Origin of the sequence: Nocardioides sp. (assembly GCF_041393715.1) — a bacterium.
In the GTDB taxonomy this organism is placed as follows: Bacteria; Actinomycetota; Actinomycetes; order Propionibacteriales; family Nocardioidaceae; genus Nocardioides.
In genome coordinates this window covers 50703-76699 of sequence record NZ_JAWKJQ010000010.1, presented here as the reverse complement: position 1 = coordinate 76699, position 25997 = coordinate 50703, and the positions used below count along the sequence as shown (strand labels likewise).

Genomic DNA, 25997 nt, shown 5'->3' with positions numbered 1-25997 from the left:
CGCGACCCTTGCGCTCAGCCACTATGCCACATAATGATGGGTCGATCAGCATAGTGATGACAGTCAGGAGACGCTGATGAACTCCAGGAAGCTGCTGATCCCGCTGGCCGCGGCAGGTGCGCTGCTGCTGGCCGCCTGCTCTGGTGGGGACAGCGTCGACATCGGCGGGTCCGGCTCCGGCTCGAGCGGTGGAGACCAGGTCCTCGTCGCGGCGATCGCCAGCGAGCCCGACCAGCTCGACCCGCACAAGACCAGCGCCTATGCCTCCTTCGAGGTGCTCGAGAACGTCTACGACACCTTGGTCGAGCCCGACGAGAACCTCGAGATGCAGCCGGCCCTCGCGGAGTCCTGGGACCTCTCCGACGACCAGCTGACCTGGACCTTCCACCTGCGTGACGGCGTGAGCTTCACCGACGGCGCGGCCCTGACGGCCGAGGACGTCGCCTACTCCTACAACCGGATCATCGACGACGAGCTGTCGCCCTCATGGCGGTTCTCCGCGGTCACGTCGGTCAAGGCCACCGATGACAAGACCGTCGTGATCAAGGTCAGCGCGCCGACGCCCAACCTGCTCACCCTGATCGGCGGCTACAAGGGCCTCGCGATCGTCGAGAAGAGCAACGTCGAGAGCGGTGACATCACCCGGGCGCCCGTCGGCACCGGGCCGTTCTCGGTCGCGGAGTGGACCTCCGGCGACCACATCACGCTGAAGGCCAACCCCGACTACTGGGGTGGCGCGCCGAAGCTCAGCGGCGTCGAGTTCCGCTTCATCTCCGAGGGCTCCACCGCCCTCACCGCGCTCAGCGGTGGTGAGATCCAGTGGACCGACTCGATCCCGGTGCAGAAGGTGGCCTCGCTCCAGAGCGACGACTCGCTCGAGCTGGCCACCGCGCCGAGCAACGACTACCAGTACCTCAGCCTCAACGAGGAGCACGCGCCCTGGGACGACCCGCGGGCCCGGCAGGCCGTCGCCTACGCCATCGACCGCGACGCCATCGTGCAGGCGGCCACGTCGGGCACCGGGGTGCTGAACCAGCTGGCGATCCCGCAGGAGTCTGCGTGGTACACGGCGTACGACACCTACTCGCTGGACCAGCAGAAGGCCCAGGACCTCTTCGACGAGGTCGGCTACACCGGCGGCACCGTGAACTACCTGGCCACCTCGGACTACCCGGAGACCGGCAAGATCGGCCAGATCCTGGCCGACAACCTCGAGCCCTACGGCATCAAGGTGAAGATCCGCACGGTCGACTTCGCCACGTGGCTCGACGAGCAGGGGGCCGGCAAGTTCGACGCCTACTCCCTGAGCTGGATCGGCAACCTCGACCCCGACGAGTTCTACTACTCGCAGCACCACACCGACGGGAGCTTCAACTTCCAGCACTACTCCAACCCGGAGGTCGACAAGCTGCTCGACGCCGCGAGGACCGAGACCGACACCGACACCCGCAAGCAGCAGTACGCCGACGCGGCCACCCAGATCGCCGACGACGCGAGCTACATCTACCTCTACAACCCGGCGGTGATCCAGGCCTGGGCCCCCTCGGTTCAGGGCTACACCGCGCGCAGCGACCGCGCGATCCGGTTCCGCGACGTGTCGCTGAGCAGCTGACACCCGACGGCTGCGCCGGCCCCGGGTCGGCGCAGCCGGGTCGGCCCTGCACCGCTGGACGAAAGGGGAGGCAATGAGCTCGGGCACCATCAAGTTCGTGCTCCGCCGGGTGGCCTACTCGGCGGTGGTCCTGCTCGGCGTGATCGTGGTGACGTTCTCGTTGATCCAGGTGGTGCCGGGCGACCCGGTGCGGATCGCCCTGGGGACGCGCTACTCGCCGGAGTCCTACGCCGCCCTGCGCGAGGCCTCCGGCCTCGACCGGTCGCTGCCCACCCAGGTCTTCGACTACCTGGGTGGCGTCCTCACCGGCGATCTCGGCGTGAGCTTCCGCACCGGCCAGACGGTGACGAGCACGCTGATGGAGCGGTTCCCGGCAACGCTGTCGCTGGCGGCGTTCGGGCTGGTGGTGGGCCTGACGATCGCGCTGGTGGCGGGGGTCTGGGCGGCCCTCCACGAGGGCACGGTGAGCGACGCGATCGTCCGGATCGGCAGCCAGTTCGGGGTGTCCGTCCCCGACTTCTGGATGGGGCTGCTGCTGATCACCGTGTTCGCGGCCAAGCTGGGCTGGTTCCCGTCGTCGGGCTACGTCCCGCTGACCGAGAACCCGGCGGAGTGGCTCAAGCACCTGGTGCTGCCCGGCCTGACCGTCGGCGTGGTGGCCGGCGCCATCATGACCCGCTACATCCGGTCGGCGGTCCTCGAGGTCGTCTCGATGGGCTATGTCAGAACCGCCCGCTCCAAGGGCATGCCCCCGCGGGTCGTGACGCTGCGCCACATCGTGCGCAACTCGCTGATCCCGATCCTCACCATCAGCGGCATCCAGTTCGCCACCATCCTCGGCGGCGTGATCGTGGTCGAGGTGGTCTTCGCCTGGCCGGGCCTGGGCAACCTGGTCTTCTCCGCCGTCCAGGCGCGTGACTACCCGCTCATCCAGGGAGCGATCCTGCTGATCGCGGTCATCTTCCTGGTGGTCAACTTCCTCGTGGACGTGCTCTACGCCGTCGTCGACCCGCGGATCCGGCTGTCGTGAGCATCCCGGAGCCCACGGTGGCGGTCGTCGACCCGGCCCCGGCCGAGGAGGCCGAGGAGCGCCTACCCGCCTGGCGGATCGTGCTCGGGAACCCCCTGACCGTGATCAGCATGGCGGTGCTGGCCGTGGTGATCGTCGTCGCGATCGCGGGCGAGCTGCTGGCGCCCTACGGCATCAACGACATCGACGTGCCCCATGCCCTGCAGCCGCCGTCGGCCGACCACTGGTTCGGCACCGACGACCTCGGCCGCGACATCTTCTCGCGCGTGCTGGTCGCGACCCGGGTGTCGATGGAGGTGGCCCTGGTGTCGGTCGGGTTCGCGTTCCTCGTGGGCGTGCTCGTCGGCGTCGTGTCCGGCTACGCCGGCGGCTGGCTCGACGTCGTCCTGATGCGGGTCGTCGACGTGATGTTCGCGTTCCCGGTGATCCTGCTCGCGCTGGCGATCATCGCGATCCTCGGGCCCAGCCTGTTCTCCACGATGCTGGCCATCGGGGTCGTCTACACCCCGATCTTCGCGCGGGTGGCGAGGGCCAGCACGCTGGCGGTGCGTGTGGAGCCGTTCGTCCAGGTCTCGCAGACGATGGGCACCGGCCCCGGGCGGATCCTCAGCCGCCACATCCTGCCCAACATCACCGGCCCGATCATCGTGCAGACCTCGCTGTCGCTGGCCTTCGCGATCCTCTCCGAGGCCTCCCTGTCCTTCCTCGGCCTCGGCGTCCAGCCGCCGCAGCCGTCCTGGGGTCGGATGCTCTTCGACGCCCAGGACTACCTCGGCCTGGCCTGGTGGATGAGCGTCTTCCCGGGCGCCGCCATCTTCGTCACCGTGCTGGCCTTCAACCTCGTGGGCGACGGGCTGCGCGACGTGCTCGACCCCAAGCAACGGTCGCTGATGGAAGCGAGGCGGCGCCGATGAACGCGTCGACACCGAGCGGCCTCTCGGGACCGGTGCTGGAGGTGCGCGACCTGAAGGTGGCGATCGGCCGCCGCGAGATCGTCCACGGCGTCTCGTTCGCCGTCGAGGCGGGTGGCACGCTGGGCATCGTGGGGGAGTCGGGCTCCGGCAAGTCCCTCACCGTGCTCGCCGCGACCGGACTCCTCGATGCTCCGGCCTCGAAGGTGTCCGGCTCGAGCCTGCTGCGCGGCGAGGGCGGCGATGCCCAGCTCGTCGGTGCCTCGGCCCGCGCGCTGCGGCGGGTCCACGGCAGCCGGGTCGGTTTCGTCTTCCAGGACCCCTCCACGTCGCTCAACCCGCTGTTGACGCTCGAGCGGCAGATCACCGAGCCCCTCGAGGAGCACCGGAGGATGACCCGGCGTGCAGCCTCGGCCCGCGCCCTCGAGCTGCTCGAGGCGGTGGGCATCCCGCAGCCCGAAACGCGGCTCCAGGCCTATCCCCATCAGCTGTCCGGAGGGCAGCGGCAGCGGGTGATGATCGCCATCGCGATCGCCAACGACCCCGCCCTGCTGATCGCGGACGAGCCGACCACCGCGCTCGACGTGACCACGCAGGCGCAGATCGTCGACCTGGTCAAGGACCTCCAGGAGCAGCGCGGCACCGCGGTCGTCTGGATCAGCCACGACCTGGGCGTGATCGGCCAGGTCGCCGACGACGTCGCCGTGCTCCGTCAGGGCCAGGTGGTCGAGCACCGGCCGATCCTCGACCTCGTCGACGACCCACGCCACGACTACACCCGCGAGCTGCTCGCGGCCCGGCCCGTGATCGGTCGCCGGCAGCCCGAGCCCGGGACTCCGGAGGCGCCGGTCCTCCTCGACGTGGCCGGGCTCGACGTGCGCTTCCCGGTCGTCACCCCCACCGGCCGCAGCCACGTGCACGCCGTGGACGACGTCTCGTTCCAGGTGCGCCGCGGGCACACCCTCGGGATCGTGGGCGAGTCGGGGTCGGGCAAGTCGACGATCGCCAACGCCCTGACCGGGCTGGTGGCCCCGCACGCCGGCACCGCCCGGCTCGGCGACACCGACGTGCTCTCGCTCAAGGGCCGCGCGGCACGCCCCGTACGCCGGCGACTGGCGATGGTCTTCCAGGACCCGTTCTCCTCGCTCGACCCGCGCACCCGCGTCGGCGAGGCGGTCGCCGAGCCGATCCGCGTCCACCGGCTCGCGGCGGACGCGACGGCCCGGGCCGCTCGCATCGACGAGCTGCTCGACCTGGTGGAGCTGCCTCGCGGGTTCGCGCAGCGCTACCCCCACGAGCTGTCCGGCGGGCAGCGGCAGCGCGTCTCCATCGCTCGCGCGCTCGCGCTCGAGCCGGAGCTGGTCATCCTCGACGAGTCGACCGCCTCGCTCGACGTGTCCATCCAGGCCAAGGTGCTCGCCCTGCTCCAGCGGTTGCAGACCGAGCTCGGGCTCACCTACCTCTTCATCGCCCACGACCTGGCCATCGTCGAGCAGATGAGCCACGAGGTGCTGGTGCTGCAGCACGGCCGGACCCAGGAGTACCGGCCGGCCGCCGAGCTGTTCGCGGCGCCGCAGAGCGACTACACCCGCACCTTGCTCGCGGCCGTGCCCCCGAGCGGCCGGCAGCGGCCTCGGGCGGTCGCTGACCTCGGACGAGCGCGCGTCTCACCAGCGGCCGTGCACGTGCTCCCGCACCCGGTCGTCGTAGATCCGTGCGAGCGCGGCGGCGGTCTCGGCGTCCAGCGGCGCGAGACCGGCGGCCCGGGCGTTGCCGCGGGCCTGCTCGGGCCGGCTGGCGCCGGGGATCACCGTGGTGACCCCGGGCTGGTCGATGATCCAGCGCAGCGCGAGCTGGGCGGTCGTCGCCCCGGTCGGCGTGAGCGCGGCGACCTCCTGCGCCGCAGCGACCCCGATGTCGTAGGGCACACCGGAGAACGTCTCGCCGACGTCGAAGGCCTCGCCGTGCCGGTTGAAGGTCCGGTGGTCGTCGGCGGCGAAGGTCGTGGTGGCGTCGTACTTCCCGCTCAGCAGGCCGCTGGCCAGCGGCACCCGGGCGATGATGCCGACGCCGGCCTCCACCGCAGCCGGCAGCACCTCCTCCACGGGCTTGCGGCGGAAGACGTTGAGGATGATCTGGATCGTGGCGACGTGCGGACGCGCGATCGCGGTCAGCGCCTCGGCGACGGTCTCCACGGAGACGCCGTAGGCCGCGACCCGGCCCTCCTCGACCAGCCGGTCGCACGCGTCGTAGGTCGCCTCGCGGTGCAGGACCTCGGTCGGCGGGCAGTGCAGCTGCACCAGGTCGAGCGTGTCGACGCCGAGGTTCTCCCGCGAGCGGTCGGTCCACGCGCGGAAGTGGTCGAGGGTGAACTGGTCCGCCACGTGCGGGTCGGCGCGGCGACCCATCTTGGTGGCGACGGTGAACCCGGAGTCCGCGCCGCCGCGGCTCGCGAGGAAGCGCCCCACCAGCTGCTCGGAGCGACCGTCGCCGTAGACGTCGGCGGTGTCGAAGAAGGTCACGCCGCTGTCGGCCGCGGCGTCGAGGATGGCCGTCGCGGTGTCCTCACTGACCTCGCCCCAGTCGGCGCCGAGCTGCCAGCAGCCCAGCCCGACCACGCTCACCTGCCGCCCGGTCCGGCCCAGTCGTCGATGCTCCACGCCAGCGACGCTAGCGTGCGGCCGGTCGCGCCCGTGCCCTAGGTTGGCGGTATGGCGATCGACGAGTCCCTGGTGGGCCGGGAGTACCCACCCACCAGGCCCTATGCCGTGTCCGTGGAGAAGGTGCGCGAGCTCGCGACCGCGACCGGGTCGTCGTACGACGACGGCGGGCCGGTCCCGGCGACCTTCCCGATCGTGCTCGCCTTCGACGCGATGAACGCCTTCCTCGAGGCCGAGCAGATCGACCTGTTCCGCATCGTGCACGGCGAGCAGCGGTTCGCCTACGAGCGGGCGGTGCGCCCGGGCGACGTGCTGTCCGCCACGCTGACCGTGGCCTCGCTGCGCCAGATCGGCGGCAACGACATCATCGGCACCCGCAGCCTGGTCACCGACGCCGAGGGCGACCTGGTCTGCACGACCACCGCCACCCTGGTGCACCGGGGGGCCGACGCATGACCGCGCTGGAGGCGGGACTCGCCCTCGACCCACAGACCTACGCCGTCCGCCGCGCCGACCTGGTGCGCTACGCCGGGGCCAGCGGCGACTTCAACCCGATCCACTGGTCCGACCGGGTCGCCACCTCGGTCGGCCTGCCCGGCGTCATCGCGCACGGCATGTTCACGATGGCCCTCGCCGCGCGCGCCGTGGCCACCTGGACCGACCAGGCCGAGGTGGTCGAGCTGGGCTGCAAGTTCACCAACCCGGTGGTGGTGCACGACGACGACGACGGGGTCGAGGTCGTCGTCGCGGGCACGGTCAAGAGCGTCGACGACGGTCTCGCCACGATCGCCCTCGAGGTCACCTGCGCCGGACAGAAGGTCCTCGGCATGCCGAAGGCCGTCGTGCGTGCCTGAGCCGACCGGCACGCAGCAGCCGGTGCTGCTCCGCGACCACACGACCCTGCGGCTCGGCGGCCCGGCCGCCACCTGGGTCGAGGCCACCACCGAGGAGGCGCTGGTGCGCGCCGTCGCCGATGCCGACGCGGCCGGCCGACCGGTGCTGGTGCTGGCCGGCGGCAGCAACGTGGTGGTCGCCGACGGGGGCTTCGACGGCGTGGTGGTCCACGTGGCCACGTCCGGTGTCACGCCCGACATCGACGACTGCGACGGCGCCGTCTGCGGCGGGGCCGTGGTGCGGGTCGCGGCCGGAGAGCCGTGGGACGCGCTGGTGCGCCGCTGCGTGGAGTCGGGCTGGATCGGCGTCGAAGCACTCTCGGGCATCCCCGGCTCCGTGGGCGCGACCCCGATCCAGAACGTCGGCGCCTATGGCCAGGAGGTCGCCCAGACGATCGCCTCGGTGCGCACCTGGGACCGCGTCGAGCGGACCCAGCGGACCTTCGCGCTGGCCGACTGCGGGTTCTCCTACCGGCACAGCCGCTTCAAGGACGAGCCGGGTCGCTACCTCGTGCTCGAGGTCACCTTCCAGCTGCGGATGGGCACCCGCTCGGCTCCGGTGCGCTACGCCGAGCTGGCCCGCGCCCTCGGCGTCGCAGTCGACGAGCGCGCGCCGATGGCCTCGGTCCGCGAGGCGGTGCTCGGCCTGCGTGCCGCCAAGGGGATGGTGCTCGACCCGGCCGACCACGACACCTGGAGCGCCGGCTCGTTCTTCACCAACCCGGTGCTCACCGCCGCGGCGGCCGCCGACCTGCCCCCCGAGGCGCCGCGGTGGGACCAGCCCGACGGCAGCGTCAAGACCAGCGCCGCCTGGCTGATCGAGCATGCCGGCTTCGCCAAGGGTCACGGCGGTGGTCCCGCCACCCTGTCGACCAAGCACACCCTGGCGCTGACCAACCGCGGTGCGGCGACCACCGCCGACCTCGTCGCCCTGGCCCGGGAGATCCGCGACGGTGTCGAGTCGGCGTACGGCGTCCGGCTGGTGCCCGAGCCGGTGCTGGTCGGCGTCGAGCTGTGAGCGTCGGTGGTCAGTAGTTGCCGGTGTCGTAGGTGCTGGTGCTGGTCACGCCGGCGACGATGATGGCCCCGATCACGAGGATGCCGATCACCAGGATCACCGTGCCGATGATGCCCATCACCATGCCGGCCGTCGCCTGGTCGCGCCCGGAGTAGGCGCCGTTGGAGTCGTCGATCGCCCGCCTGGCGCTGACGCCCAGCACCCACGCGACCGGGGAGACCAGGAAGCCGAGGCCGCAGATGAAGCCGAGGACCAGGCCCACGATCCCGGTCACCATCGCCGGCGTGGCGCGTGGGTGGGACGGCGCCTGCGGCATCGCCGGGTAGCCGTAGCCGGGATAGCCGTAGACCGGCTGCGGGGGGTAGGGCTGCTGCCCGTACGCCTGCTGGCCGTAGGGCTGCTGCCCGTAGCCCTGTTGGCCATAGGCCTGTTGCGCGTAGCCCTGGTGGCCGTAGGCCTGCTGCTGTCCAGAGGGCGGCTGTCCGTAGGCCGGCTGGCCGGGCTGTCCGTAGGCCTCGCCGTAGGGCGGCTGCGCGGGCTGCTCCTGGGCGGCTCCCGACGACGGGTCGCCGGCGGACATCGGCCGGGTGTAGTCGGGGCGGTCCTTGAGGAAGTCCTCGGGCAGGTTCGTGGGCTCGTCTGGCGTCACGGGAGCCATCGTGCCAGGCCCACGGCGGCGGCCGTCAGCGGACGTCGGCGTGCCGCGGCGCGCCGTGGTCGTCCGCGGGGGCGGCCAGCCACGCGTCGACCTCGGCCAGCCACGCGTGCCGGTCGGTCTCGGGGGCGCGGGAGGCGCGGAAGGACATCCGGGCCAGCTCGGCGAGCTCGGCGTCGGTCAGGTCGTGTGCGGCGCGCATGGTGGCGTACTGCCCGGCCAGCCGGGAGCCGAACAGCAGCGGGTCGTCGGCGCCCAGGGCCACGGTCGCCCCGGCCTCGAGCAGCTGGGGGAGCGGCACGGAGGAGAGGTCGGGATAGACGCCGAGGGACACGTTGGACACGGGACAGACCTCCAGCGCCACTCCGGACTCGACGACCCGCTCCAGGAGGGCGGGGTCCTCCACCGAGCGCACTCCGTGGCCCAGCCGGTCGGCGTGGAGCTCGTCGAGGCAGACCCGCACGTGGTCGGCCCCGCGCAGCTCCCCGCCGTGGGGCGCCAGCAGGAGATCGGCGCGCCGGGCGATCCGGAACGCCGGCCCGAAGTCCGCGGTGGCCCCGCGCCGCTCGTCGTTGGAGAGACCGAAGCCGACCACGCCGCGACCGGCGTACTGCGTGGCCAGGCGGGCCAGGGTGCGGGCGTCGAGCGGATGGCGGGTCCGGTTGGCGGCGATCACCACCGCGATCCCGAGGCCGGTGCGTTCGGAGGCGTCGCGCACGCAGTCGAGCACGAGGTCGGTGAACTCGGTGATCCCGCCGAACCGGGCGGCGTAGCCGCTGGGGTCGACCTGGATCTCCAGCCAGCGGCCGCCGTCGCGGACGTCGTCCTCGGCAGCCTCCCGCACCAGCCGGCGTACGTCGTCCTCGGTGCGCAGCACCGACCGCGCGACGTCGTAGAGCCGTTGGAACCGGAACCAGCCCTTCTCGTCGGCCGCGGACAGCGCCGGTGGCCATTCGGAGACCAGGGCGTCGGGCAGCACGATGCCGTCGCGCTCGGCCAGCTCGAGCAACGTGGCGTGCCGCATCGACCCGGTGAAGTGGAGATGCAGGTGGGCCTTGGGCAGGGTGGCCAGCGCCCGCGGCCGCGTCAAGCGAAGAGCTTCTGCAGCCGACCGATGCCCTCGACCAGATCGTCGTCGCCCAGCGCGTAGGAGAGGCGGAGGTAGCCCGGCGAGCCGAACGCCTCGCCCGGCACCACGGCCACCTCGGCCCGGTCCAGGATGTACTCCGACAGCTCGGCGGAGGTCTCGATGCGGACCGAGCCGTCGTCGGTCGGGTAGTCGCGGCCGAGCAGCCCCTTGACCGACGGGTAGGCGTAGAACGCGCCGTGCGGGGTCGGGCAGACGACCCCGTCGATCTCGTTGAGCATCTCGACGATCGTCGTACGTCGGCGGTCGAAGGCCGTCTTCATCTCGTCGACCGCGGTCAGGTCGCCCTCGACCGCCGCGAGGGCCGCGCGCTGCGCGACGTTGGAGACGTTGGAGGTGGCGTGGGACTGCAGGTTGGTCGCGGCCTTGACCAGGTCCGCGGGCCCGATCATCCAGCCGACCCGCCACCCGGTCATGGCATAGGTCTTGGCGACGCCGTTGACCACGACGCAGTGGTCGGCGAGGAACGGGCACAGGGTCGGCATCGAGCCGGTGTCGACGCCGTCGTAGACGAGGTGCTCGTAGATCTCGTCGGTGAGCACCCACAGGTCGTGGTCCTCCACCCACTGGCCGATCGCGCGGATCTCCTCGGCGGTGTAGACCGATCCGGTCGGGTTGGACGGGGAGACGAACAGCAGCACCTTGGTGCGCGGCGTGCGGGCGGCCTCGAGCTGCTCGACCGTGACCTTGTAGTCCTGGGTCTCGTCGGCGAGCACGTCGACGGGGACGCCGCCGGCCAGCGCGATCGCCTCGGGGTAGGTCGTCCAGTAGGGCGCCGGGACGATCACCTCGTCGCCCGGGTCGAGCATCGCGGCGAAGGCGGCGTAGATCGCCTGCTTGCCGCCATTGGTCACCAGCACCTGGCTCGGCTCCACGGCATAGCCGCTGTCGCGCAGCGTCTTGGCGGCGATCGCCTTCTTGAGCTCCGGCAGCCCACCGGCCGGGGTGTAGCGGTGGTTCTTCGGGTCCCGACAGGCCTCGACCGCCGCCTCGACGATGTAACCCGGGGTCGGGAAGTCCGGCTCGCCCGCGCCGAACCCGATCACCGGCCGCCCCTCGGCCTTGAGCGCCTTGGCCTTGGCATCCACCTTGAGCGTGGCGGACTCGGCGATGGCGCCGAGCCGGCGGGAGACGCGGCGGTCGCGCGGGCTGGAGGTGCTGGTGCTCGTCATGGCTCCCATCGTAGGGGCGTCTCGCGGGGGACCGCGGGGTGGCGGGTGGCCGGCGTACCGGCGGGTGCGTTTGGACGGGACGATCCCCTTGCCCGTAGACTCCTCGTTTGGTGGTTCTCCACATGCTTTGTGCTGCCCACACCCCGGGCGGCCCCGTCGAGGCGGAAGGCGTGGAGCGCCCCGGAGGGCACTAGCTCAACTGGCAGAGCATCGGTCTCCAAAACCGAAGGTTGGGGGTTCAAGTCCCTCGTGCCCTGCGAAGCCCGCCGACGGCGGGCCAGCACCACGCCCGAACGGCAGCAGCCAGCAGACTCGACAGACCGGAACAGAAGGTGGCAGACGTGTCGGAGAACCGCACGAGCAGCGGTGCGTCGCGCAACCCCGAGCGCACCAGCCCGGCGACGTTCTACCGCCAGGTCGTGGCCGAGCTGCGCAAGGTGGTCTGGCCGACGCAGGAGCAGCTGGTGACCTACTTCGTGGTCGTCATGGTGTTCGTGCTGGTGATGATGACGCTGGTCTCGGCGCTCGACCTGGGCTTCGGCAAGCTCGTGTTCGCCGTGTTCGCCGGCGACCAGGGCACCAGCGGCACCGGCACCAGCTGACGGCGGCCGGCCAGCCGGGGCAGGCGGAGAAGACCAGATGACCAACCAAGCGACGGAGCATGACGTGTCGGAGCAGTTCGAGCCCGAGACCACCGAGGTCGAGGCTCAGGCCGAGGAGACCCCGGTGACCGAGGACGCGGAGGCGACCCCCGAGGTGGCGACCCCCGAGGTGTCGGAGGTGTCGGACGTGGAGGACGACGAGGTCGAGGCCGCCGTCGAGCAGGCCGAGGAGGCTGCCGACGAGGCTGCCGACGAGACCGCCGACGAGATCGCCGACGAGGAGCCCGTCGCCGACGAGGCCGCCGCGGTCGACCCGCTCGAGGCGTTCCGTGAGGAGCTGCGCAACAAGTTCGGCGACTGGTACGTCGTGCACACCTACTCCGGCATGGAGAACCGGGTGAAGGCCAACCTCGAGAACCGCATCCACTCCCTCAACATGGAGGACTACATCCACGAGATCGTGGTCCCCTCCGAGGAGGTCGCGGAGATCCGCAACGGCCAGCGCAAGATGGTCAAGCGCACCCGCTACGCCGGCTACGTGCTGGTCCGGATGGACATGACCGACGAGTCCTGGGCCGCGGTGCGGCACACCCCCTCGGTGACCGGCTTCGTCGGGCACAGCCACCAGCCGGTGCCGCTGACCCTCGACGAGGTCGAGAACTGGCTGGCGCCCAGCGTGGTCGTCGAGGCCGAGGCCGCGGCGGCCGCCAGCGGCGGCGGCGCCAGCGGCGGTGGCGCGGCCAAGAAGCCGGTCGAGGTGGCCGACTTCTCCGTGTCCGACTCGGTCATGGTCGTCGACGGCCCGTTCGCCACGCTGCACGCGACGATCACCGAGATCAACGCCGAGTCGCAGCGGGTCAAGGCGCTGGTCGAGATCTTCGGCCGGGAGACCCCGGTCGAGCTCAGCTTCAGCCAGATCCAGAAGGTCTGAGCCCCCGCTCCCGGGCGTGCCCGGGAGCGGAACCAAGAAACACAGTGGCAGGGGAAGCCCCCCGTCATGACCACGAGATAGAGAGAAGAGAATGCCTCCCAAGAAGAAGATCGCTGCGCTGGTCAAGGTCCAGCTGCAGGCCGGGGCCGCGACCCCGGCGCCGCCGGTCGGCACCGCGCTCGGTCCGCACGGCGTCAACATCATGGACTTCTGCAAGGCCTACAACGCGCAGACCGAGTCCATGCGGGGCAACGTCATCCCCGTCGAGATCACCATCTACGAGGACCGGTCCTTCGAGTTCATCACGAAGACCCCGCCGGCCGCGGAGCTGATCAAGAAGGCCGCCGGCCTGCAGAAGGGCTCCGGCGTCCCGCACAAGGAGAAGGTCGGCAAGCTGACCAAGGACCAGGTGCGCGAGATCGCCCAGACCAAGATGCCCGACCTCAACGCCAACGACGTCGAGGCCGCCATGAAGATCGTCGAGGGCACCGCCCGTTCCATGGGCGTCACCGTCGACTGACGCTCCCCTCGTACGCCGCCGCCCCGTCGCGGCCGGCGTACCGCTGTGGCAGGGCCGCGCTGGCCCGGTGACCACAACTGGCGCAACCACACCGAAGAAAGAGACCAGACATGCAGCGCAGCAAGGCTTACCGCCAGGCCGAGTCCACGTTCGACAAGAACGAGCTCTACAGCCCGCTGGCGGCCATCAAGATCGCCAAGGGCTCCTCCAAGAAGAAGTTCGACGAGACCGTCGACGTCGTGATGCGGCTGGGCGTCGACCCCCGCAAGGCCGACCAGATGGTCCGCGGCACCGTCAACCTCCCGCACGGCACCGGCAAGACCGCCCGGGTCCTGGTGTTCGCCAACGCCGAGAAGGCCGAGGCCGCCCGTGAGGCCGGCGCCGACGTCGTCGGTGGCGACGAGCTGATCGAGAAGGTCGCCGGCGGCTGGCTCGACTTCGACGCCGTCGTGGCGACGCCCGACATGATGGGCAAGGTCGGCCGACTGGGCCGGGTGCTCGGTCCGCGCGGCCTGATGCCCAACCCGAAGACCGGCACCGTCACGCCCGACCCGGCCAAGGCCGTGGGCGACATCAAGGGCGGCAAGATCGAGTTCCGCGTCGACCGGCACGCCAACCTGCACTTCATCATCGGCAAGGCGTCCTTCGGCGAGGCGCAGCTGGCGGAGAACTACGCCGCCGCCCTCGAGGAGGTGCTGCGGCTCAAGCCCGCCAGCTCCAAGGGCCGCTACATCAAGAAGGTCACCGTCTCCACGACCATGGGCCCCGGCGTCCAGGTCGACCCCAACCGCACCCGCAACGTCGCGGGCGAGGACGACGCCTGACCTGGTGTCCTGAACCTCGCGAGGGCCCGCTCCGGATGACCGGGGCGGGCCTTGGTGCGTCGGGAGTCGACCAGGCTCCGCGCATCGCCCGCCATGGCCACGTTTGTGCGGAAATGGCAGCCCGCTGACGCGAAATGACGACGTTTGGGCACAAACGTCACCCCTCGCCGCCCGCAGCTACTCGACGTACAACCGCTCGTCGACCAGCTTCTCGGCAACCATCGAACCGTCCTGCTCGTAGCGCGACTGGTCGAAGCGCTTGCGGAACTCCAGGTCCACGCCGTCGCGGCCGTTGCGGTTCTTCTCCACCGACACGACCGCCCAGTCCTTCCAGCGCTCGGCGGCGCCGGAGTCGAAGACCAGGTGGTGGCGGGCGATGATCTGGTACTTGTGCGCGAGCACCAGCAGGACGTCGGCCTCGTAGGCCAGCGCCGTCGAGCCGCGCAGGTGCTGGGCCCGCAGCCGCTTGCCGGTCTCGAGGCCCTCTTTGTCGGCTGCCACGATGGCGAGCACGGGGACCTTCGCGTCGAGCGACAGGTCCTTGAGTCCTTCGACCACCACGGTGACCCGCTCGGCCTCGACATCCGAACCGCCGTCGAGCTTGACCTTCTGCAGGTAGTCGACGACGACCATCGGCGCCTCACCGGTCTGCCGCCACACCTGCTCGACGGCGTTGGTGATCACCGTCATCGTCGTGGTGTTGCCGCTGGAGTTGTGGACGTGCAGCCGGTCGGCGTACTCCATGATCCGGCCGAGGGCGGGGATCGCGCCGCGGACGTCGGCCATCCGCTCCGCGAGCCCGCCGAAGCCGTGGTCGACGCCCTCGAACGCCTGCCGCACCCGCACCAGGTCGGCGGACTGGGGGTCGTTCTGCTCGCCGATCTCCAGCGCGAGCACCCGCTCGAGGATCGACTGGGCGTCGTGCTCGTAGCAGAAGTAGAGGACGTGGCGGCCCGAGCGGGCGGCGTTGCGCGACATCTGCACGGCCATCGTCGTCTTGCCCAGACCCTGGGCTCCGGTCAGCAGGATCAGGTTGCCGCCGCGGAGCCCGCCGCTGAGGACCTCGTCCAACGCCGAGAACCCGGTCGGCCACATCCTGGCCGGACCGGTCTCCGCGCGAAGGCGCGCGTCGACGTCGTTGAGGACGGTCGTCAACGAGCTCAGGTCGAGATCCACGCCCAGCATTCCAGCATGACTGGACCAGCTGCCGCCGGGGAACAGCGAAACCCGTGCCGGGGGCGTTCACTCCGCGGACGCCTGGTGCGGGCCTCGATTTGGGCCGCCGCACGGGCCGGCGTACAGTGGGCGGCTGAAGCCAGAGACCGCCGGTCGTCGTCCTGCCCGCAGGATGATCGAAGGTTCCGCGAGAGCGGACGGCCCGCGCAGGTGACAGAGTGCAACACCGATGACGTGCGCGTCACGTCGCAGTTCGCGCCCTGGGCCCTGCGTCCGGGGCGTTCGTCTTTTCCGGGCTCCGGAGGTCTCGACCACCTCACTGCGGCAGCCGAGCTGCCGCGGTCCGGAAGGAGACCCATGGCGAGGCCGGAGAAGGCAACCGCCGTTGCGGAGATCGCTGAGTCGTTCAGCGCCGCGAGCGGTGCCGTGCTGACCGAGTACCGCGGTCTCACCGTGAAGCAGCTGCAGGAACTGCGGCGCTCTCTCGGCGAGAACGCCAACTACGCCGTGGTCAAGAACACGCTGACCAAGCTGGCCGCCAAGGAGGCGGGCGTCGAGGGACTCGACGAGCTGCTGGTCGGTCCGACCGCCATCGCCTTCATCAACGGCGATGTCGTCGAGGCCGCCAAGGGTCTGCGTGACTTTGCCAAGGCGAACCCGACCCTTGTGATCAAGGGCGGATTCCTCGACGGCAAGCCCCTCGACGCGAAGGAGGTCGCCAAGCTGGCCGACCTCGAGTCGCGCGAGGTGCTGCTGGGCAAGCTGGCCGGCGCGATGCTGGCCTCGCTCTCCCAGGCCGTCTATCTGCTCAACGCGCCGATCGCCCAGGCCGCCCGTCTCGCGGGTGCGCTGCAGGCCAAGGCCGAGCAGGACCCGTCGATCCTCGCAGGTGGTGCTGGTGCCGCCCAGGCTCCTGCCGAGGACGCTCCCGAGGCTGCTGCCGAGGAGGCTCCCGCGGAGGAGCCCGCCGAGGTCGTCGCCGAGGAGGCCGCCCCCGAGGCGGAGGCCGCTCCCACCGAGGAGTCCGCCGCCGACGAGGCTGCCGAGGAGCCCACCGAGGCCTGACCGGGCCGCGGACCACCACCTGAGAACACCCGGTACGACGCGCCCGCGCCGCACCACCGAACGGAAGGAAACGCCACCATGGCGAAGCTCACCACCGACGAGCTGCTCGACGCGTTCAAGGAGATGACCCTCATCGAGCTGAGCGAGTTCGTGAAGCAGTTCGAGGAGACCTTCGGCGTCACCGCCGCCGCCCCCGTCGCCGTTGCCGCCGCTGCCCCCGCCGCCGCGGGTGGCGAGGCCGGCGGTGCCGACGCCGGTGCCGACCAGGACGCCTTCGACGTGATCCTCGAGGCCGCCGGCGACAAGAAGATCAACGTCATCAAGGAGGTGCGCGCCCTGACCTCCCTCGGCCTGAAGGAGGCCAAGGACCTGGTCGAGGCCGCTCCGAAGCCCGTCCTCGAGGGCGTGGCCAAGGACGCCGCCGAGAAGGCCAAGGAGGCCCTGGAGGGCGCCGGCGCCACCGTCACCGTCAAGTGACGTTGTCGGTCTCCGTCTGAGACACCGCCTGCCGACGCAGGCACCGCCGCAGGGCGGTCACCCACCCGGGTGGCCGCCCTGTGCGCGTCTTCAACCCCCACCCTCCGCCCTACCTCACCCACACCCCGTGCGGCAGGATGGCCTCATGATCGACGAGAGCCGCGCCTTCGAGCTGGACCGCCAGCACGTCTTCCACTCCTGGTCCGCCCAGGCGCAGATCAGCCCGATGGTGATCACCCGCGCCGAGGGGTCGACGGTGTGGGACGACGCCGGCAAGGACTACCTCGACTTCACCTCCCAGCTGGTGTTCACCAACATCGGCCACCAGCACCCCACCGTGGTGGCCGCGATCCAGGAGCAGGCGGCCGCGCTGTGCACGATCGCGCCCCAGTTCGCCAACGCCGCTCGCTCCGAGGCCGCCCGGCTGATCACCGAGCTCGCCGGCGACGGACTGGACAAGGTGTTCTTCACCAACGGCGGGGCCGACGCCGTCGAGCACGCCATCCGGATGGCTCGCCTGCACACCGGCCGGACCAAGGTGCTCTCCACCTACCGCTCCTACCACGGCGGCACGCACCTCGCGGTCAACGTCACCGGCGACCCGCGCCGCTGGGCCAGCGACAACGGGTCCGCCGGCACCGTCCACTTCTTCGGCCCCTTCCTCTACCGCAGCTCGTTCCATGCCACGACCGAGGAGGAGGAGTGCGCCCGCGCGCTCGAGCATCTCGAGCAGGTGGTCGCACTCGAGGGGCCCGGCAACATCGCGGCCATCATCCTCGAGAGCATCCCCGGCACCGCCGGCATCATGCCCCCGCCGCCGGGCTACCTCGCCGGGGTCCGCGAGCTGTGCGACCGGCACGGCATCGTCTACATCGCCGACGAGGTGATGGCGGGCTTCGGCCGCAGCGGCGCCTGGTTCTCCTTCCAGCACTACGACGTGCAGCCCGACCTGGTCACCTTCGCCAAGGGGGTCAACTCCGGCTACGTCCCGCTCGGCGGAGTGGTCATCAGCGGCCCGATCGCGGCGACCTTCGACGACCGCGCCTATCCCGGCGGGCTGACCTACTCCGGCCACCCGCTCGCCTGCGCGGCCGCCGTGGCCACCATCGGAGCGATGCGTGAGGAGGGCATGGTCGAGAACGCCGCGAGGCTCGGCGAGGAGGTCTTCGGACCCCGGCTGGCCAAGATCGCCGACGCCCACCCGTCGGTCGGCGAGGTGCGCGGGCTGGGGGCGTTCTGGGCGCTCGAGCTGGTCAAGGACCCGGCCACGCGCGAGCCGCTGGCGCCGTACGGCGGCACGTCGGACGCCATGAACGCCACCGTCGCCGCCGCCAAGGCCGAGGGCCTGCTGCCGTTCGTGAACTTCAACCGGATCCACGTCGTGCCGCCGCTCAACATCGCCGACGACGAGGCCCACCGTGGTCTGGACATCCTCGACCGGGCCCTGACGGTGGCCGACTCCCACGTCGCCGGCTGAGCGCGATCCCCGGCCGGCCAGGTCACGAGGAGGTCACGGCGACCGCGACATTGTGTGGATCCGCTTGACCTGAGGTCCGCGAGGCCGCATCATTCTGGGCATCCGGCGGGAGGCCGGCCAGCGTTCCGGCGCGAGGCCCCTTGACTCCGGTGTTGAAGTGTGCCCTGCTCTGGGTTACCATGAGCGTTCGCGCCCTCTCTCAAATGCCCTTCGGCCTGCCCGGTGGCCGTCGGATGGTGAGCGGGCGATCTCCCAGAGCGACCCTTCGAAGGACACCTCTTGGCCGCGCGCACCACCTCTGGTCACCCCCGCCGCATCTCTTTCGCAAAGATCACCGAGCCCCTCGAGCTCCCGCAGCTCCTCTCCCTCCAGACCAACAGCTTCGACTGGTTGGTCGGCAACGAGGCCTGGCAGGCCTCCGTGGAGGACCGCCTGGCCGCAGGCGAGGACGTCTCGCGCAAGTCCGGTCTCCAGGAGATCTTCGAGGAGATCTCCCCGATCGAGGACTTCTCCGAGACGATGTCGCTGTCGTTCGAGAACCCGGTCTTCTACGACCCGAAGTACACCGTCGAGGAGTGCAAGGAGAAGGACTTCACCTACTCCGCCCCGCTCTACGTCTCCGCCGAGTTCACCAACAACGACACCGGTGAGATCAAGGGCCAGACGGTCTTCATGGGCGACTTCCCGCTGATGACCCCCAAGGGCACCTTCATCATCAACGGCACCGAGCGCGTCGTCGTCTCGCAGCTGGTCCGTTCCCCGGGTGTCTACTTCGAGCGCACCGCCGACAAGACCTCCGACAAGGACGTCTACACCGCCAAGATCATCCCCTCGCGCGGCGCCTGGCTGGAGTTCGAGATCGACAAGCGCGACATGGTCGGCGTCCGCCTCGACCGCAAGCGCAAGCAGAACGTCACCGTGCTGCTCAAGGCCCTCGGCTGGACCACCGAGCAGATCCGCGAGGAGTTCGGGCAGTACGAGTCGATGATGCTCACCCTGGAGAAGGACCACACCCAGGGCGAGGACGACGCGCTGCTCGACATCTACCGCAAGCTGCGCCCGGGCGAGCCGCCGACGCGGGAGGCCGCGCAGACGCTGCTCACCAACTACTACTTCAACCCCAAGCGCTACGACCTCGCCAAGGTCGGTCGCTACAAGATCAACAAGAAGCTCGGCCTGCACGAGGCGTTCGACCAGCAGACGCTGACCGTCGACGACATCGTGGCGGCGATCAGGTTCATCGTCGCGCTCCACGACGGCGCCACCGAGCTCGAGACGCCGGCCGGCACGATCGACATCTCGGCCGACGACATCGACCACTTCGGCAACCGCCGGATGCGCACGGTCGGTGAGCTGATCCAGAACCAGCTGCGCACCGGCCTGGCCCGGATGGAGCGCGTGGTCCGCGAGCGGATGACGACCCAGGACGTCGAGGCGATCACGCCGCAGTCGCTGATCAACATCCGCCCCGTCGTGGCGGCGCTGAAGGAGTTCTTCGGCACCTCCCAGCTCAGCCAGTTCATGGACCAGACCAACCCGATCGCGGGTCTGACGCACAAGCGCCGGCTCTCCGCGCTCGGCCCCGGTGGTCTGTCCCGTGACCGCGCGGGCATGGAGGTCCGCGACGTCCACCACAGCCACTACGGCCGGATGTGCCCGATCGAGACCCCTGAGGGCCCCAACATCGGTCTGATCGGCTCGCTGGCGTCCTACGGGCGGATCAACCCGTTCGGCTTCGTGGAGACCCCCTACCGCAAGGTCGAGAAGGGCAAGGTCACCCAGCAGATCGACTACCTCACCGCCGACGACGAGGACCGCTTCGTCATCGCGCAGGCCAACGCCGCCCTCGACAAGAACGGCAAGTTCGTCGAGGACCGGGTGCTGGTCCGGATGCGCAACGGTGAGGTCGACGCCATCCCCGCGAGCGAGGTCGACTACATCGACGTCTCGCCGCGCCAGATGGTGTCGGTCGCGACCGCGCTGATCCCGTTCCTCGAGCACGACGACGCCAACCGGGCGCTCATGGGCGCCAACATGCAGCGCCAGGCGGTGCCGCTGATCAAGAGCGACGCGCCGCTGGTCGGCACCGGCATCGAGTACCGCGCCGCGGTCGACGCCGGTGACGTCGTGGTCGCCGAGAAGGCCGGCGTCGTCAAGGACGTCTCCGCCGACGCGGTCGAGGTGATGAACGACGACGGCACCTACACGACGTACCGTCTGGCCAAGTTCCGCCGGTCCAACCAGGGCACCTGCATCAACCAGCGGCCGCTGGTCACCGAGGGCGACAAGCTCGCGCTGGGGTCCCCGATCGCCGACGGTCCGTGCACCGACGACGCCGAGATGGCGCTGGGCGCCAACCTCCTCGTCGCCTTCATGCCGTGGCAGGGTCACAACTACGAGGACGCGATCATCCTGTCGCAGCGCCTCGTCCAGGAGGACCTGCTCACCTCGATCCACATCGAGGAGCACGAGGTCGACGCCCGCGACACCAAGCTGGGCCCCGAGGAGATCACCCGCGACATCCCCAACGTGGGCGACGACCTGCTGGCCGACCTCGACGAGCGCGGCATCGTCCGCGTCGGCGCCGAGGTGACCACCGGTGACATCCTCGTCGGCAAGGTGACCCCCAAGGGCGAGACCGAGCTGACCCCCGAGGAGCGGCTGCTCCGCGCGATCTTCGGTGAGAAGGCGCGCGAGGTGCGCGACACCTCGATGAAGGTCCCGCACGGCGAGTCCGGCACGGTCATCGGCGTCCGCGAGTTCAACCGCGAGGACGGCGACGAGCTGCCCCCGGGCGTCAACCAGCTGGTCCGCGTCTACGTCGCCCAGAAGCGCAAGATCTCCGTCGGCGACAAGCTCGCCGGTCGCCACGGCAACAAGGGCGTCATCGCGAAGATCCTGCCGATCGAGGACATGCCGTTCATGGAGGACGGCACCCCGGTCGACGTCGTGCTCAACCCGCTGGGTGTGCCGCGACGGATGAACATCGGCCAGATCCTCGAGCTCCACCTCGGCTGGCTGGCCAAGCAGGGCTGGGACCTCAACCTCCACGGCGACCAGGGCGCCGAGGACTGGAAGAAGCGACTGATCGAGATCGGCGTCGACAAGGCCGACCCCGACACCCTCGTCGCGACGCCGGTCTTCGACGGTGCCAAGGAGGACGAGATCACCGGGCTGCTCGGCTCCACGCTGCCCAACCGTGACGGCGACCGCCTGATCGACGAGAGCGGCAAGGCCCGGCTGTTCGACGGCCGTTCCGGGGAGCCGTTCCCCGACCCGGTCTCGGTGGGCTACATGTACATCCTCAAGCTGCACCACCTCGTCGACGACAAGATCCACGCACGCTCGACCGGCCCCTACTCCATGATCACGCAGCAGCCCCTGGGCGGTAAGGCCCAGTTCGGCGGCCAGCGGTTCGGTGAGATGGAGGTCTGGGCGATGGAGGCCTACGGCGCCGCCTACGCCCTGCAGGAGCTGCTCACGATCAAGTCCGACGACGTGCCGGGCCGCGTGAAGGTCTACGAGGCCATCGTCAAGGGCGAGAACATCCCCGACTCGGGCATCCCCGAGTCGTTCAAGGTGCTCGTCAAGGAGATGCAGTCGCTCTGCCTCAACGTCGAGGTGCTGTCCCAGGACGGCACCCCGATCGAGATGAAGGACGCCGAGGAAGACGTCTTCCGGGCGGCCGAGGAGCTCGGCATCGACCTGTCCCGTCGCGAGCCCAGCAGCGTCGAAGAAGTCTGAGGACCTCCGCCTCCGGCGGTGTCGGGTCGGTCGCCCAGCGACCACCTCGACCGGCGGAGGCGGGGCCTCGGTCACTCAAGCCTCTAGAACATCCAGAACGAACGAAGGATTGCAGCCACCGTGCTCGACGTGAACTTCTTCGACCAGCTTCAGATCGGCCTGGCCACCGCGGAGGACATCCGCCAGTGGAGCCACGGCGAGGTCAAGAAGCCGGAGACCATCAACTACCGCACCCTCAAGCCCGAGCGTGACGGCCTCTTCTGCGAGAAGATCTTCGGTCCCACTCGCGACTGGGAGTGCTACTGCGGCAAGTACAAGCGGGTGCGCTTCAAGGGCATCATCTGCGAGCGCTGCGGCGTCGAGGTGACCCGCTCCAAGGTGCGCCGCGAGCGGATGGGCCACATCGAGCTCGCCGCGCCGGTCACCCACATCTGGTACTTCAAGGGTGTCCCCAGCCGGCTCGGCTACCTGCTCGACCTGGCCCCCAAGGACCTCGAGAAGGTCATCTACTTCGCCGCCTACATGATCACCGCCGTCGACGAGGACGCCCGCCACCGCGACCTGTCCTCGCTCGAGAACAAGGTGGGCCTGGAGCGCGAGCGCCTCGAGAAGCGCCGCGACGGCCAGCTCGACGAGCGCGCCAAGAAGCTCGAGGAGGACATGGCGGCCCTCGAGGCCGAGGGTGCCAAGTCCGACGCCAAGCGCAAGGTGCGCGACGGCGCGGAGCGCGAGATGAAGCAGATCCGCGACCGCGCGCAGCGTGAGCTCGACCGGCTCGAGGAGGTCTGGGAGACCTTCAAGGCGCTCAAGGTCCAGGACCTGATGGGCGACGAGCTGCTCTACCGCGAGATGAAGAACTGGTTCGGCAAGTACTTCGAGGGCCACATGGGCGCCACGGCGATCCAGAAGCGCCTCGAGAGCTTCGACATCGAGGCCGAGGTCGAGTCGCTGCGCGAGACCATCGCCACCGGCAAGGGCCAGCGCAAGGTCCGTGCCCTGAAGCGGCTCAAGGTCGTCGACGCGTTCCGCAAGACCGACAACAAGCCGCAGGGCATGGTCCTCGACGCCGTTCCGGTGATCCCCCCGGACCTGCGCCCGATGGTGCAGCTCGACGGTGGCCGGTTCGCGACGTCCGACCTCAACGACCTCTACCGCCGGGTGATCAACCGCAACAACCGCCTCAAGCGGCTGCTCGACCTCGGCGCCCCCGAGATCATCGTCAACAACGAGAAGCGGATGCTGCAGGAGGCCGTCGACTCGCTGTTCGACAACGGCCGTCGTGGCCGTCCGGTCACCGGCCCGGGCAACCGGCCGCTGAAGTCGCTGTCCGACATGCTCAAGGGCAAGCAGGGCCGCTTCCGCCAGAACCTGCTGGGCAAGCGCGTCGACTACTCCGGCCGCTCGGTGATCGTCTCCGGTCCGCAGCTCAAGCTGCACCAGTGCGGTCTGCCCAAGCAGATGGCGCTGGAGCTGTTCAAGCCGTTCGTGATGAAGCGGCTGGTCGACCTGTCGCACAGCCAGAACATCAAGTCGGCCAAGCGGATGGTGGAGCGGGCGACGTCCGGTCTGTCGCGGTACGCCGTGGTCTGGGACGTCCTCGAAGAGGTCATCACCGAGCACCCCGTGCTGCTCAACCGTGCGCCCACGCTGCACCGTCTCGGCATCCAGGCCTTCGAGCCCCAGCTGATCGAGGGCAAGGCGATCCAGATCCACCCGCTCGTCTGCACGGCGTTCAACGCCGACTTCGACGGCGACCAGATGGCGGTGCACCTGCCGCTGTCGGCCGAGGCCCAGGCCGAGGCGCGGATCCTGATGCTGTCGACCAACAACATCCTCAAGCCGTCCGACGGCCGGCCGGTCACCATGCCGACCCAGGACATGATCATCGGCCTGTTCTTCCTCACCACCGACCGTGAGGGCGAGCCGGGCGAGGGCCGGGCGTTCTCGTCCACGGCCGAGGCGATCATGGCCTTCGACCGTGGCGAGCTCACGCTGCAGAGCCGGATCAAGATCCGCTTCGACGACGTGGTGCCGCCGCTCGACATGGGCGCCGACTGGGAGGAGGGCCGGTCCCTCACCCTCGACACCACGCTGGGTCGGGCGCTGTTCAACGACACCCTCCCGGCCGACTACCCCTACGTGAACTACGAGGTGGGCAAGAAGGCGCTGGGCGCGATCGTCAACGACCTGGCCGAGCGCTACACCAAGGTCGAGGTGGCCGCGTCGCTCGACGCGCTCAAGGACGCCGGCTTCCACTGGGCCACCCGGTCCGGGGTGACGGTGTCGATCGACGACGTGGTGACCCCGGGCGACAAGGCCTCGATCCTCGAGGGCTACGAGGCCCAGGCCACCAAGGTGCAGCAGCAGTTCGAGCGTGGTCTGGTCACCGACGAGGAGCGTCGCCAGGAGCTCATCGAGATCTGGACCCAGGCGTCCAACGACGTCGCCCGGGCGATGGAGGCCAACTTCGACAAGGCCAACCCGATCTACATGATGGTCGACTCGGGTGCCTCCGGAAACATGATGCAGATCCGCCAGGTGGCGGCGATGCGTGGTCTGGTGGCCAACCCGAAGGGCGACATCATCCCGCGGCCGATCAAGTCCAACTTCCGCGAGGGTCTGTCCGTGCTGGAGTACTTCATCTCCACCCACGGTGCTCGCAAGGGACTGGCCGACACCGCGCTGCGCACCGCCGACTCCGGCTACCTCACGCGGCGCCTGGTCGACGTGTCGCAGGACGTCATCATCCGTGAGGACGACTGCGGCACCGAGCGCGGCCTGCCGAAGGTGATCGGCGTCCGGGGCGAGGACGGCGTGGTCCGCAAGGACGAGAACGCCGAGACCGCGGCGTACGCCCGGACCGCCGCGGAGGCGATCACCCACCCGGAGACGGGTGAGGTGCTGGCCGGCGCCGGCGAGGACCTCGGCGACGTCAAGATCGGCGAGCTGGTCGCGGCCGGCATCGAGGAGGTCAAGGTCCGCTCCGTGCTGACCTGCGACGCCCGCACCGGCACCTGCGCGAAGTGCTACGGCCGCTCGCTGGCCACCGGCAAGCTGGTCGACATCGGTGAGGCGGTCGGCATCATCGCCGCCCAGTCCATCGGTGAGCCCGGCACGCAGCTGACCATGCGGACCTTCCACACCGGTGGTGTGGCCTCGGCCGACGACATCACGCAGGGTCTGCCCCGCGTGGTGGAGCTGTTCGAGGCGCGGCAGCCCAAGGGTCTCTCGCCGATCTCCGAGGTCACCGGCCGCGTGGAGATCGAGGAGACCGACAAGGCCCGCAAGGTCATCGTCACCCCCGACGACGGCTCCGAGGTCCAGGAGTACCCCGTCTCGAAGCGGTCCCGCCTGCTGGTGCACGACGGCGACCGGATCGAGGTCGGCCAGATGCTGACGGTCGGCACGCCCGACCCGAAGGAGGTGCTGCGGGTGCTCGGCGTGCGCCGTGCCCAGCAGCACCTGGTCGACGAGGTGCAGGCGGTCTACCGCTCGCAGGGTGTGTCGATCCACGACAAGCACATCGAGATCATCGTGCGGCAGATGCTGCGGCGGGTCACGGTCATCGAGTCCGGTGACACCAACCTGCTGCCGTCCGACCTGGTCGACCGGACCCTCTTCGAGGAGGAGAACCGTCGCGTGGTCTCCGAGGGCGGCAAGCCGGCCTCGGGTCGTGCGGAGCTGATGGGCATCACCAAGGCCTCGCTGGCGACCGAGTCGTGGCTCTCGGCGGCCTCCTTCCAGGAGACCACCCGGGTGCTCACCGACGCGGCCATCCACGCGCGGTCCGACTCGCTGCTGGGTCTGAAGGAGAACGTCATCATCGGCAAGCTGATCCCTGCCGGGACCGGCCTCGAGCGCTACCGCAACATCCGGGTGGAGCCGACCGAGGAGGCGCGCGCGGCGGCCTACGCCGTCACGGGCTACGACTCCTACGACTACGAGTTCGGTGGCAACGCCCAGGCCGTGGCGCTGGACGACTTCGACTTCGGGTCCTACCAGAGCTGAGCCTCACCTCGACCCGGCAGCCGCTCGCGCAGAGCCGCTGCCGGGTCGAGTCATTTCTCGGGAACCTCTCAGGGA

Annotated in this window: 20 protein-coding genes, 1 tRNA gene and 1 pseudogene; 17 read left to right on the top strand and 5 right to left on the bottom strand. The window is 70.1% G+C overall.

All coding sequences use genetic code 11. The features are described 5' to 3' along the window. Positions 1-76: 76 nt before the first annotated feature. The 4 genes and pseudogenes from R2740_RS15575 to R2740_RS15560 all read left to right on the top strand — a co-directional run. Positions 77-1612, top strand: a complete 1536-nt coding sequence (locus tag R2740_RS15575; RefSeq protein ID WP_371303609.1) for an ABC transporter substrate-binding protein — start codon at positions 77-79, stop codon at positions 1610-1612. 73 nt (positions 1613-1685) lie between these two features. Next, positions 1686-2642, top strand: coding sequence for an ABC transporter permease (locus R2740_RS15570; protein WP_371303608.1), 957 nt, complete (start codon positions 1686-1688; stop codon positions 2640-2642). Further along, positions 2639-3556: an ABC transporter permease gene (locus tag R2740_RS15565; protein WP_371303607.1), complete on the top strand. Its 918-nt coding sequence runs from the start codon at positions 2639-2641 to the stop codon at positions 3554-3556. The genes R2740_RS15570 and R2740_RS15565 overlap by 4 nt, the downstream gene beginning before the upstream one ends. Beyond that, positions 3553-5175: pseudogene (locus R2740_RS15560) on the top strand (ABC transporter ATP-binding protein); the annotation flags it as partial. The gene R2740_RS15565 and the pseudogene R2740_RS15560, both read left to right, overlap by 4 nt. 45 nt (positions 5176-5220) lie before the next feature. Here R2740_RS15560 and R2740_RS15555 read toward each other — a convergent pair. Then, positions 5221-6171, bottom strand: a complete 951-nt coding sequence (locus tag R2740_RS15555) for an aldo/keto reductase (RefSeq protein WP_371303661.1) — start codon at positions 6169-6171, stop codon at positions 5221-5223. Positions 6172-6264: 93 nt separating this feature from the next. Here R2740_RS15555 and R2740_RS15550 point away from each other — a divergent pair, with 93 nt between their 5' ends. The 3 genes from R2740_RS15550 to R2740_RS15540 are packed head-to-tail and all read left to right on the top strand — an operon-like array spanning position 6265 to position 8124. Beyond that, on the top strand, positions 6265-6669 hold the full coding sequence (locus tag R2740_RS15550) for a MaoC family dehydratase N-terminal domain-containing protein (RefSeq protein ID WP_371303606.1): 405 nt from the start codon (positions 6265-6267) through the stop codon (positions 6667-6669). After that, on the top strand, positions 6666-7067 hold the full coding sequence (locus R2740_RS15545; RefSeq protein ID WP_371303605.1) for a MaoC/PaaZ C-terminal domain-containing protein: 402 nt from the start codon (positions 6666-6668) through the stop codon (positions 7065-7067). The genes R2740_RS15550 and R2740_RS15545 overlap by 4 nt, the downstream gene beginning before the upstream one ends. Then, positions 7060-8124, top strand: a complete 1065-nt coding sequence (locus R2740_RS15540; RefSeq protein WP_371303604.1) for a UDP-N-acetylmuramate dehydrogenase — start codon at positions 7060-7062, stop codon at positions 8122-8124. The genes R2740_RS15545 and R2740_RS15540 overlap by 8 nt, the downstream gene beginning before the upstream one ends. 10 nt (positions 8125-8134) lie before the next feature. Here R2740_RS15540 and R2740_RS15535 read toward each other — a convergent pair whose 3' ends face one another. From R2740_RS15535 to R2740_RS15525, 3 genes are read right to left on the bottom strand one after another with little or no spacing between them, the layout of a single operon-like run. Beyond that, positions 8135-8773 carry a DUF4190 domain-containing protein gene (locus tag R2740_RS15535; protein WP_371303603.1) on the bottom strand — a complete coding sequence of 213 codons (639 nt, stop codon included), beginning with the start codon at positions 8771-8773 and terminating at the stop codon, positions 8135-8137. A 34-nt stretch (positions 8774-8807) separates the two neighbouring features. Next, positions 8808-9869 carry an adenosine deaminase gene (locus tag R2740_RS15530; RefSeq protein WP_371303602.1) on the bottom strand — a complete coding sequence of 354 codons (1062 nt, stop codon included), beginning with the start codon at positions 9867-9869 and terminating at the stop codon, positions 8808-8810. Beyond that, positions 9866-11098: a pyridoxal phosphate-dependent aminotransferase gene (locus tag R2740_RS15525; RefSeq protein ID WP_371303601.1), complete on the bottom strand. Its 1233-nt coding sequence runs from the start codon at positions 11096-11098 to the stop codon at positions 9866-9868. The genes R2740_RS15530 and R2740_RS15525 overlap by 4 nt, the downstream gene beginning before the upstream one ends. A 184-nt stretch (positions 11099-11282) precedes the next feature. On the opposite strand from R2740_RS15525, the gene R2740_RS15520 reads away from it, so the two are divergent. The 5 genes from R2740_RS15520 to rplA all read left to right on the top strand — a co-directional run bounded on the left by R2740_RS15520 (position 11283) and on the right by rplA (position 13975). Continuing rightward, positions 11283-11355 (top strand) — tRNA-Trp (locus R2740_RS15520). A gap of 84 nt (positions 11356-11439) precedes the next feature. Beyond that, the gene (gene secE / locus R2740_RS15515; RefSeq protein ID WP_371303600.1) at positions 11440-11700 is read left to right on the top strand and encodes a preprotein translocase subunit SecE; all 261 of its coding nucleotides are present in this window, start codon (positions 11440-11442) and stop codon (positions 11698-11700) included. Positions 11701-11737: 37 nt separating this feature from the next. Then, positions 11738-12631 carry a transcription termination/antitermination protein NusG gene (gene nusG / locus R2740_RS15510; RefSeq protein WP_371303599.1) on the top strand — a complete coding sequence of 298 codons (894 nt, stop codon included), beginning with the start codon at positions 11738-11740 and terminating at the stop codon, positions 12629-12631. 91 nt (positions 12632-12722) lie between these two features. Continuing rightward, entirely contained in the window at positions 12723-13151 is a 429-nt protein-coding gene (gene rplK / locus R2740_RS15505) for a 50S ribosomal protein L11 (protein ID WP_371303598.1), read from the top strand. Between the two features lie 110 nt (positions 13152-13261). Then, the gene (rplA, locus tag R2740_RS15500) at positions 13262-13975 is read left to right on the top strand and encodes a 50S ribosomal protein L1 (protein ID WP_371303597.1); all 714 of its coding nucleotides are present in this window, start codon (positions 13262-13264) and stop codon (positions 13973-13975) included. Positions 13976-14152: 177 nt separating this feature from the next. Here the strand turns inward: rplA and R2740_RS15495 are convergent, their stop codons facing one another. Continuing rightward, entirely contained in the window at positions 14153-15151 is a 999-nt protein-coding gene (locus tag R2740_RS15495; RefSeq protein WP_371303596.1) for a DnaB-like helicase C-terminal domain-containing protein, read from the bottom strand. 357 nt (positions 15152-15508) lie between these two features. Here R2740_RS15495 and rplJ point away from each other — a divergent pair, with 357 nt between their 5' ends. The 5 genes from rplJ (at position 15509) to R2740_RS15470 (ending at position 25922) form a co-directional block, all read left to right on the top strand. After that, positions 15509-16216 carry a 50S ribosomal protein L10 gene (rplJ, locus tag R2740_RS15490; RefSeq protein ID WP_371303595.1) on the top strand — a complete coding sequence of 236 codons (708 nt, stop codon included), beginning with the start codon at positions 15509-15511 and terminating at the stop codon, positions 16214-16216. 78 nt (positions 16217-16294) lie between these two features. Then, positions 16295-16693 (top strand): 50S ribosomal protein L7/L12, encoded by a 399-nt coding sequence (rplL, locus tag R2740_RS15485; protein WP_371303594.1) that lies wholly within the window; start codon positions 16295-16297, stop codon positions 16691-16693. A 145-nt stretch (positions 16694-16838) separates the two neighbouring features. Beyond that, the gene (locus tag R2740_RS15480) at positions 16839-18170 is read left to right on the top strand and encodes an aspartate aminotransferase family protein (RefSeq protein WP_371303593.1); all 1332 of its coding nucleotides are present in this window, start codon (positions 16839-16841) and stop codon (positions 18168-18170) included. A 279-nt stretch (positions 18171-18449) separates the two neighbouring features. Further along, a complete protein-coding gene (rpoB, locus tag R2740_RS15475; protein WP_371303592.1) occupies positions 18450-21914 on the top strand; it encodes a DNA-directed RNA polymerase subunit beta in 3465 nt (1154 codons plus the stop codon). Positions 21915-22034: 120 nt separating this feature from the next. Next, positions 22035-25922: a DNA-directed RNA polymerase subunit beta' gene (locus tag R2740_RS15470; protein ID WP_371303591.1), complete on the top strand. Its 3888-nt coding sequence runs from the start codon at positions 22035-22037 to the stop codon at positions 25920-25922. The last annotated feature ends 75 nt before the right edge of the window (positions 25923-25997 follow it).

Excerpts from the sequence above, each read along its gene's own strand:
- R2740_RS15570 (WP_371303608.1), top strand. The coding sequence starts at position 1,686 with ATGAGCTCGGGCACCATCAAGTTCGTGCTCCGCCGGGTGGCCTACTCG.
- rplK (WP_371303598.1), top strand. The coding sequence starts at position 12,723 with ATGCCTCCCAAGAAGAAGATCGCTGCGCTGGTCAAGGTCCAGCTGCAG.
- nusG (WP_371303599.1), top strand. The coding sequence starts at position 11,738 with ATGACCAACCAAGCGACGGAGCATGACGTGTCGGAGCAGTTCGAGCCC.
- rplL (WP_371303594.1), top strand. The coding sequence starts at position 16,295 with ATGGCGAAGCTCACCACCGACGAGCTGCTCGACGCGTTCAAGGAGATG.
- R2740_RS15480 (WP_371303593.1), top strand. The coding sequence starts at position 16,839 with ATGATCGACGAGAGCCGCGCCTTCGAGCTGGACCGCCAGCACGTCTTC.
- R2740_RS15545 (WP_371303605.1), top strand. The coding sequence starts at position 6,666 with ATGACCGCGCTGGAGGCGGGACTCGCCCTCGACCCACAGACCTACGCC.
- R2740_RS15525 (WP_371303601.1), bottom strand. The coding sequence starts at position 11,098 with ATGACGAGCACCAGCACCTCCAGCCCGCGCGACCGCCGCGTCTCCCGC.
- R2740_RS15575 (WP_371303609.1), top strand. The coding sequence starts at position 77 with ATGAACTCCAGGAAGCTGCTGATCCCGCTGGCCGCGGCAGGTGCGCTG.
- rplJ (WP_371303595.1), top strand. The coding sequence starts at position 15,509 with ATGGCGAGGCCGGAGAAGGCAACCGCCGTTGCGGAGATCGCTGAGTCG.
- rplA (WP_371303597.1), top strand. The coding sequence starts at position 13,262 with ATGCAGCGCAGCAAGGCTTACCGCCAGGCCGAGTCCACGTTCGACAAG.
- R2740_RS15550 (WP_371303606.1), top strand. The coding sequence starts at position 6,265 with ATGGCGATCGACGAGTCCCTGGTGGGCCGGGAGTACCCACCCACCAGG.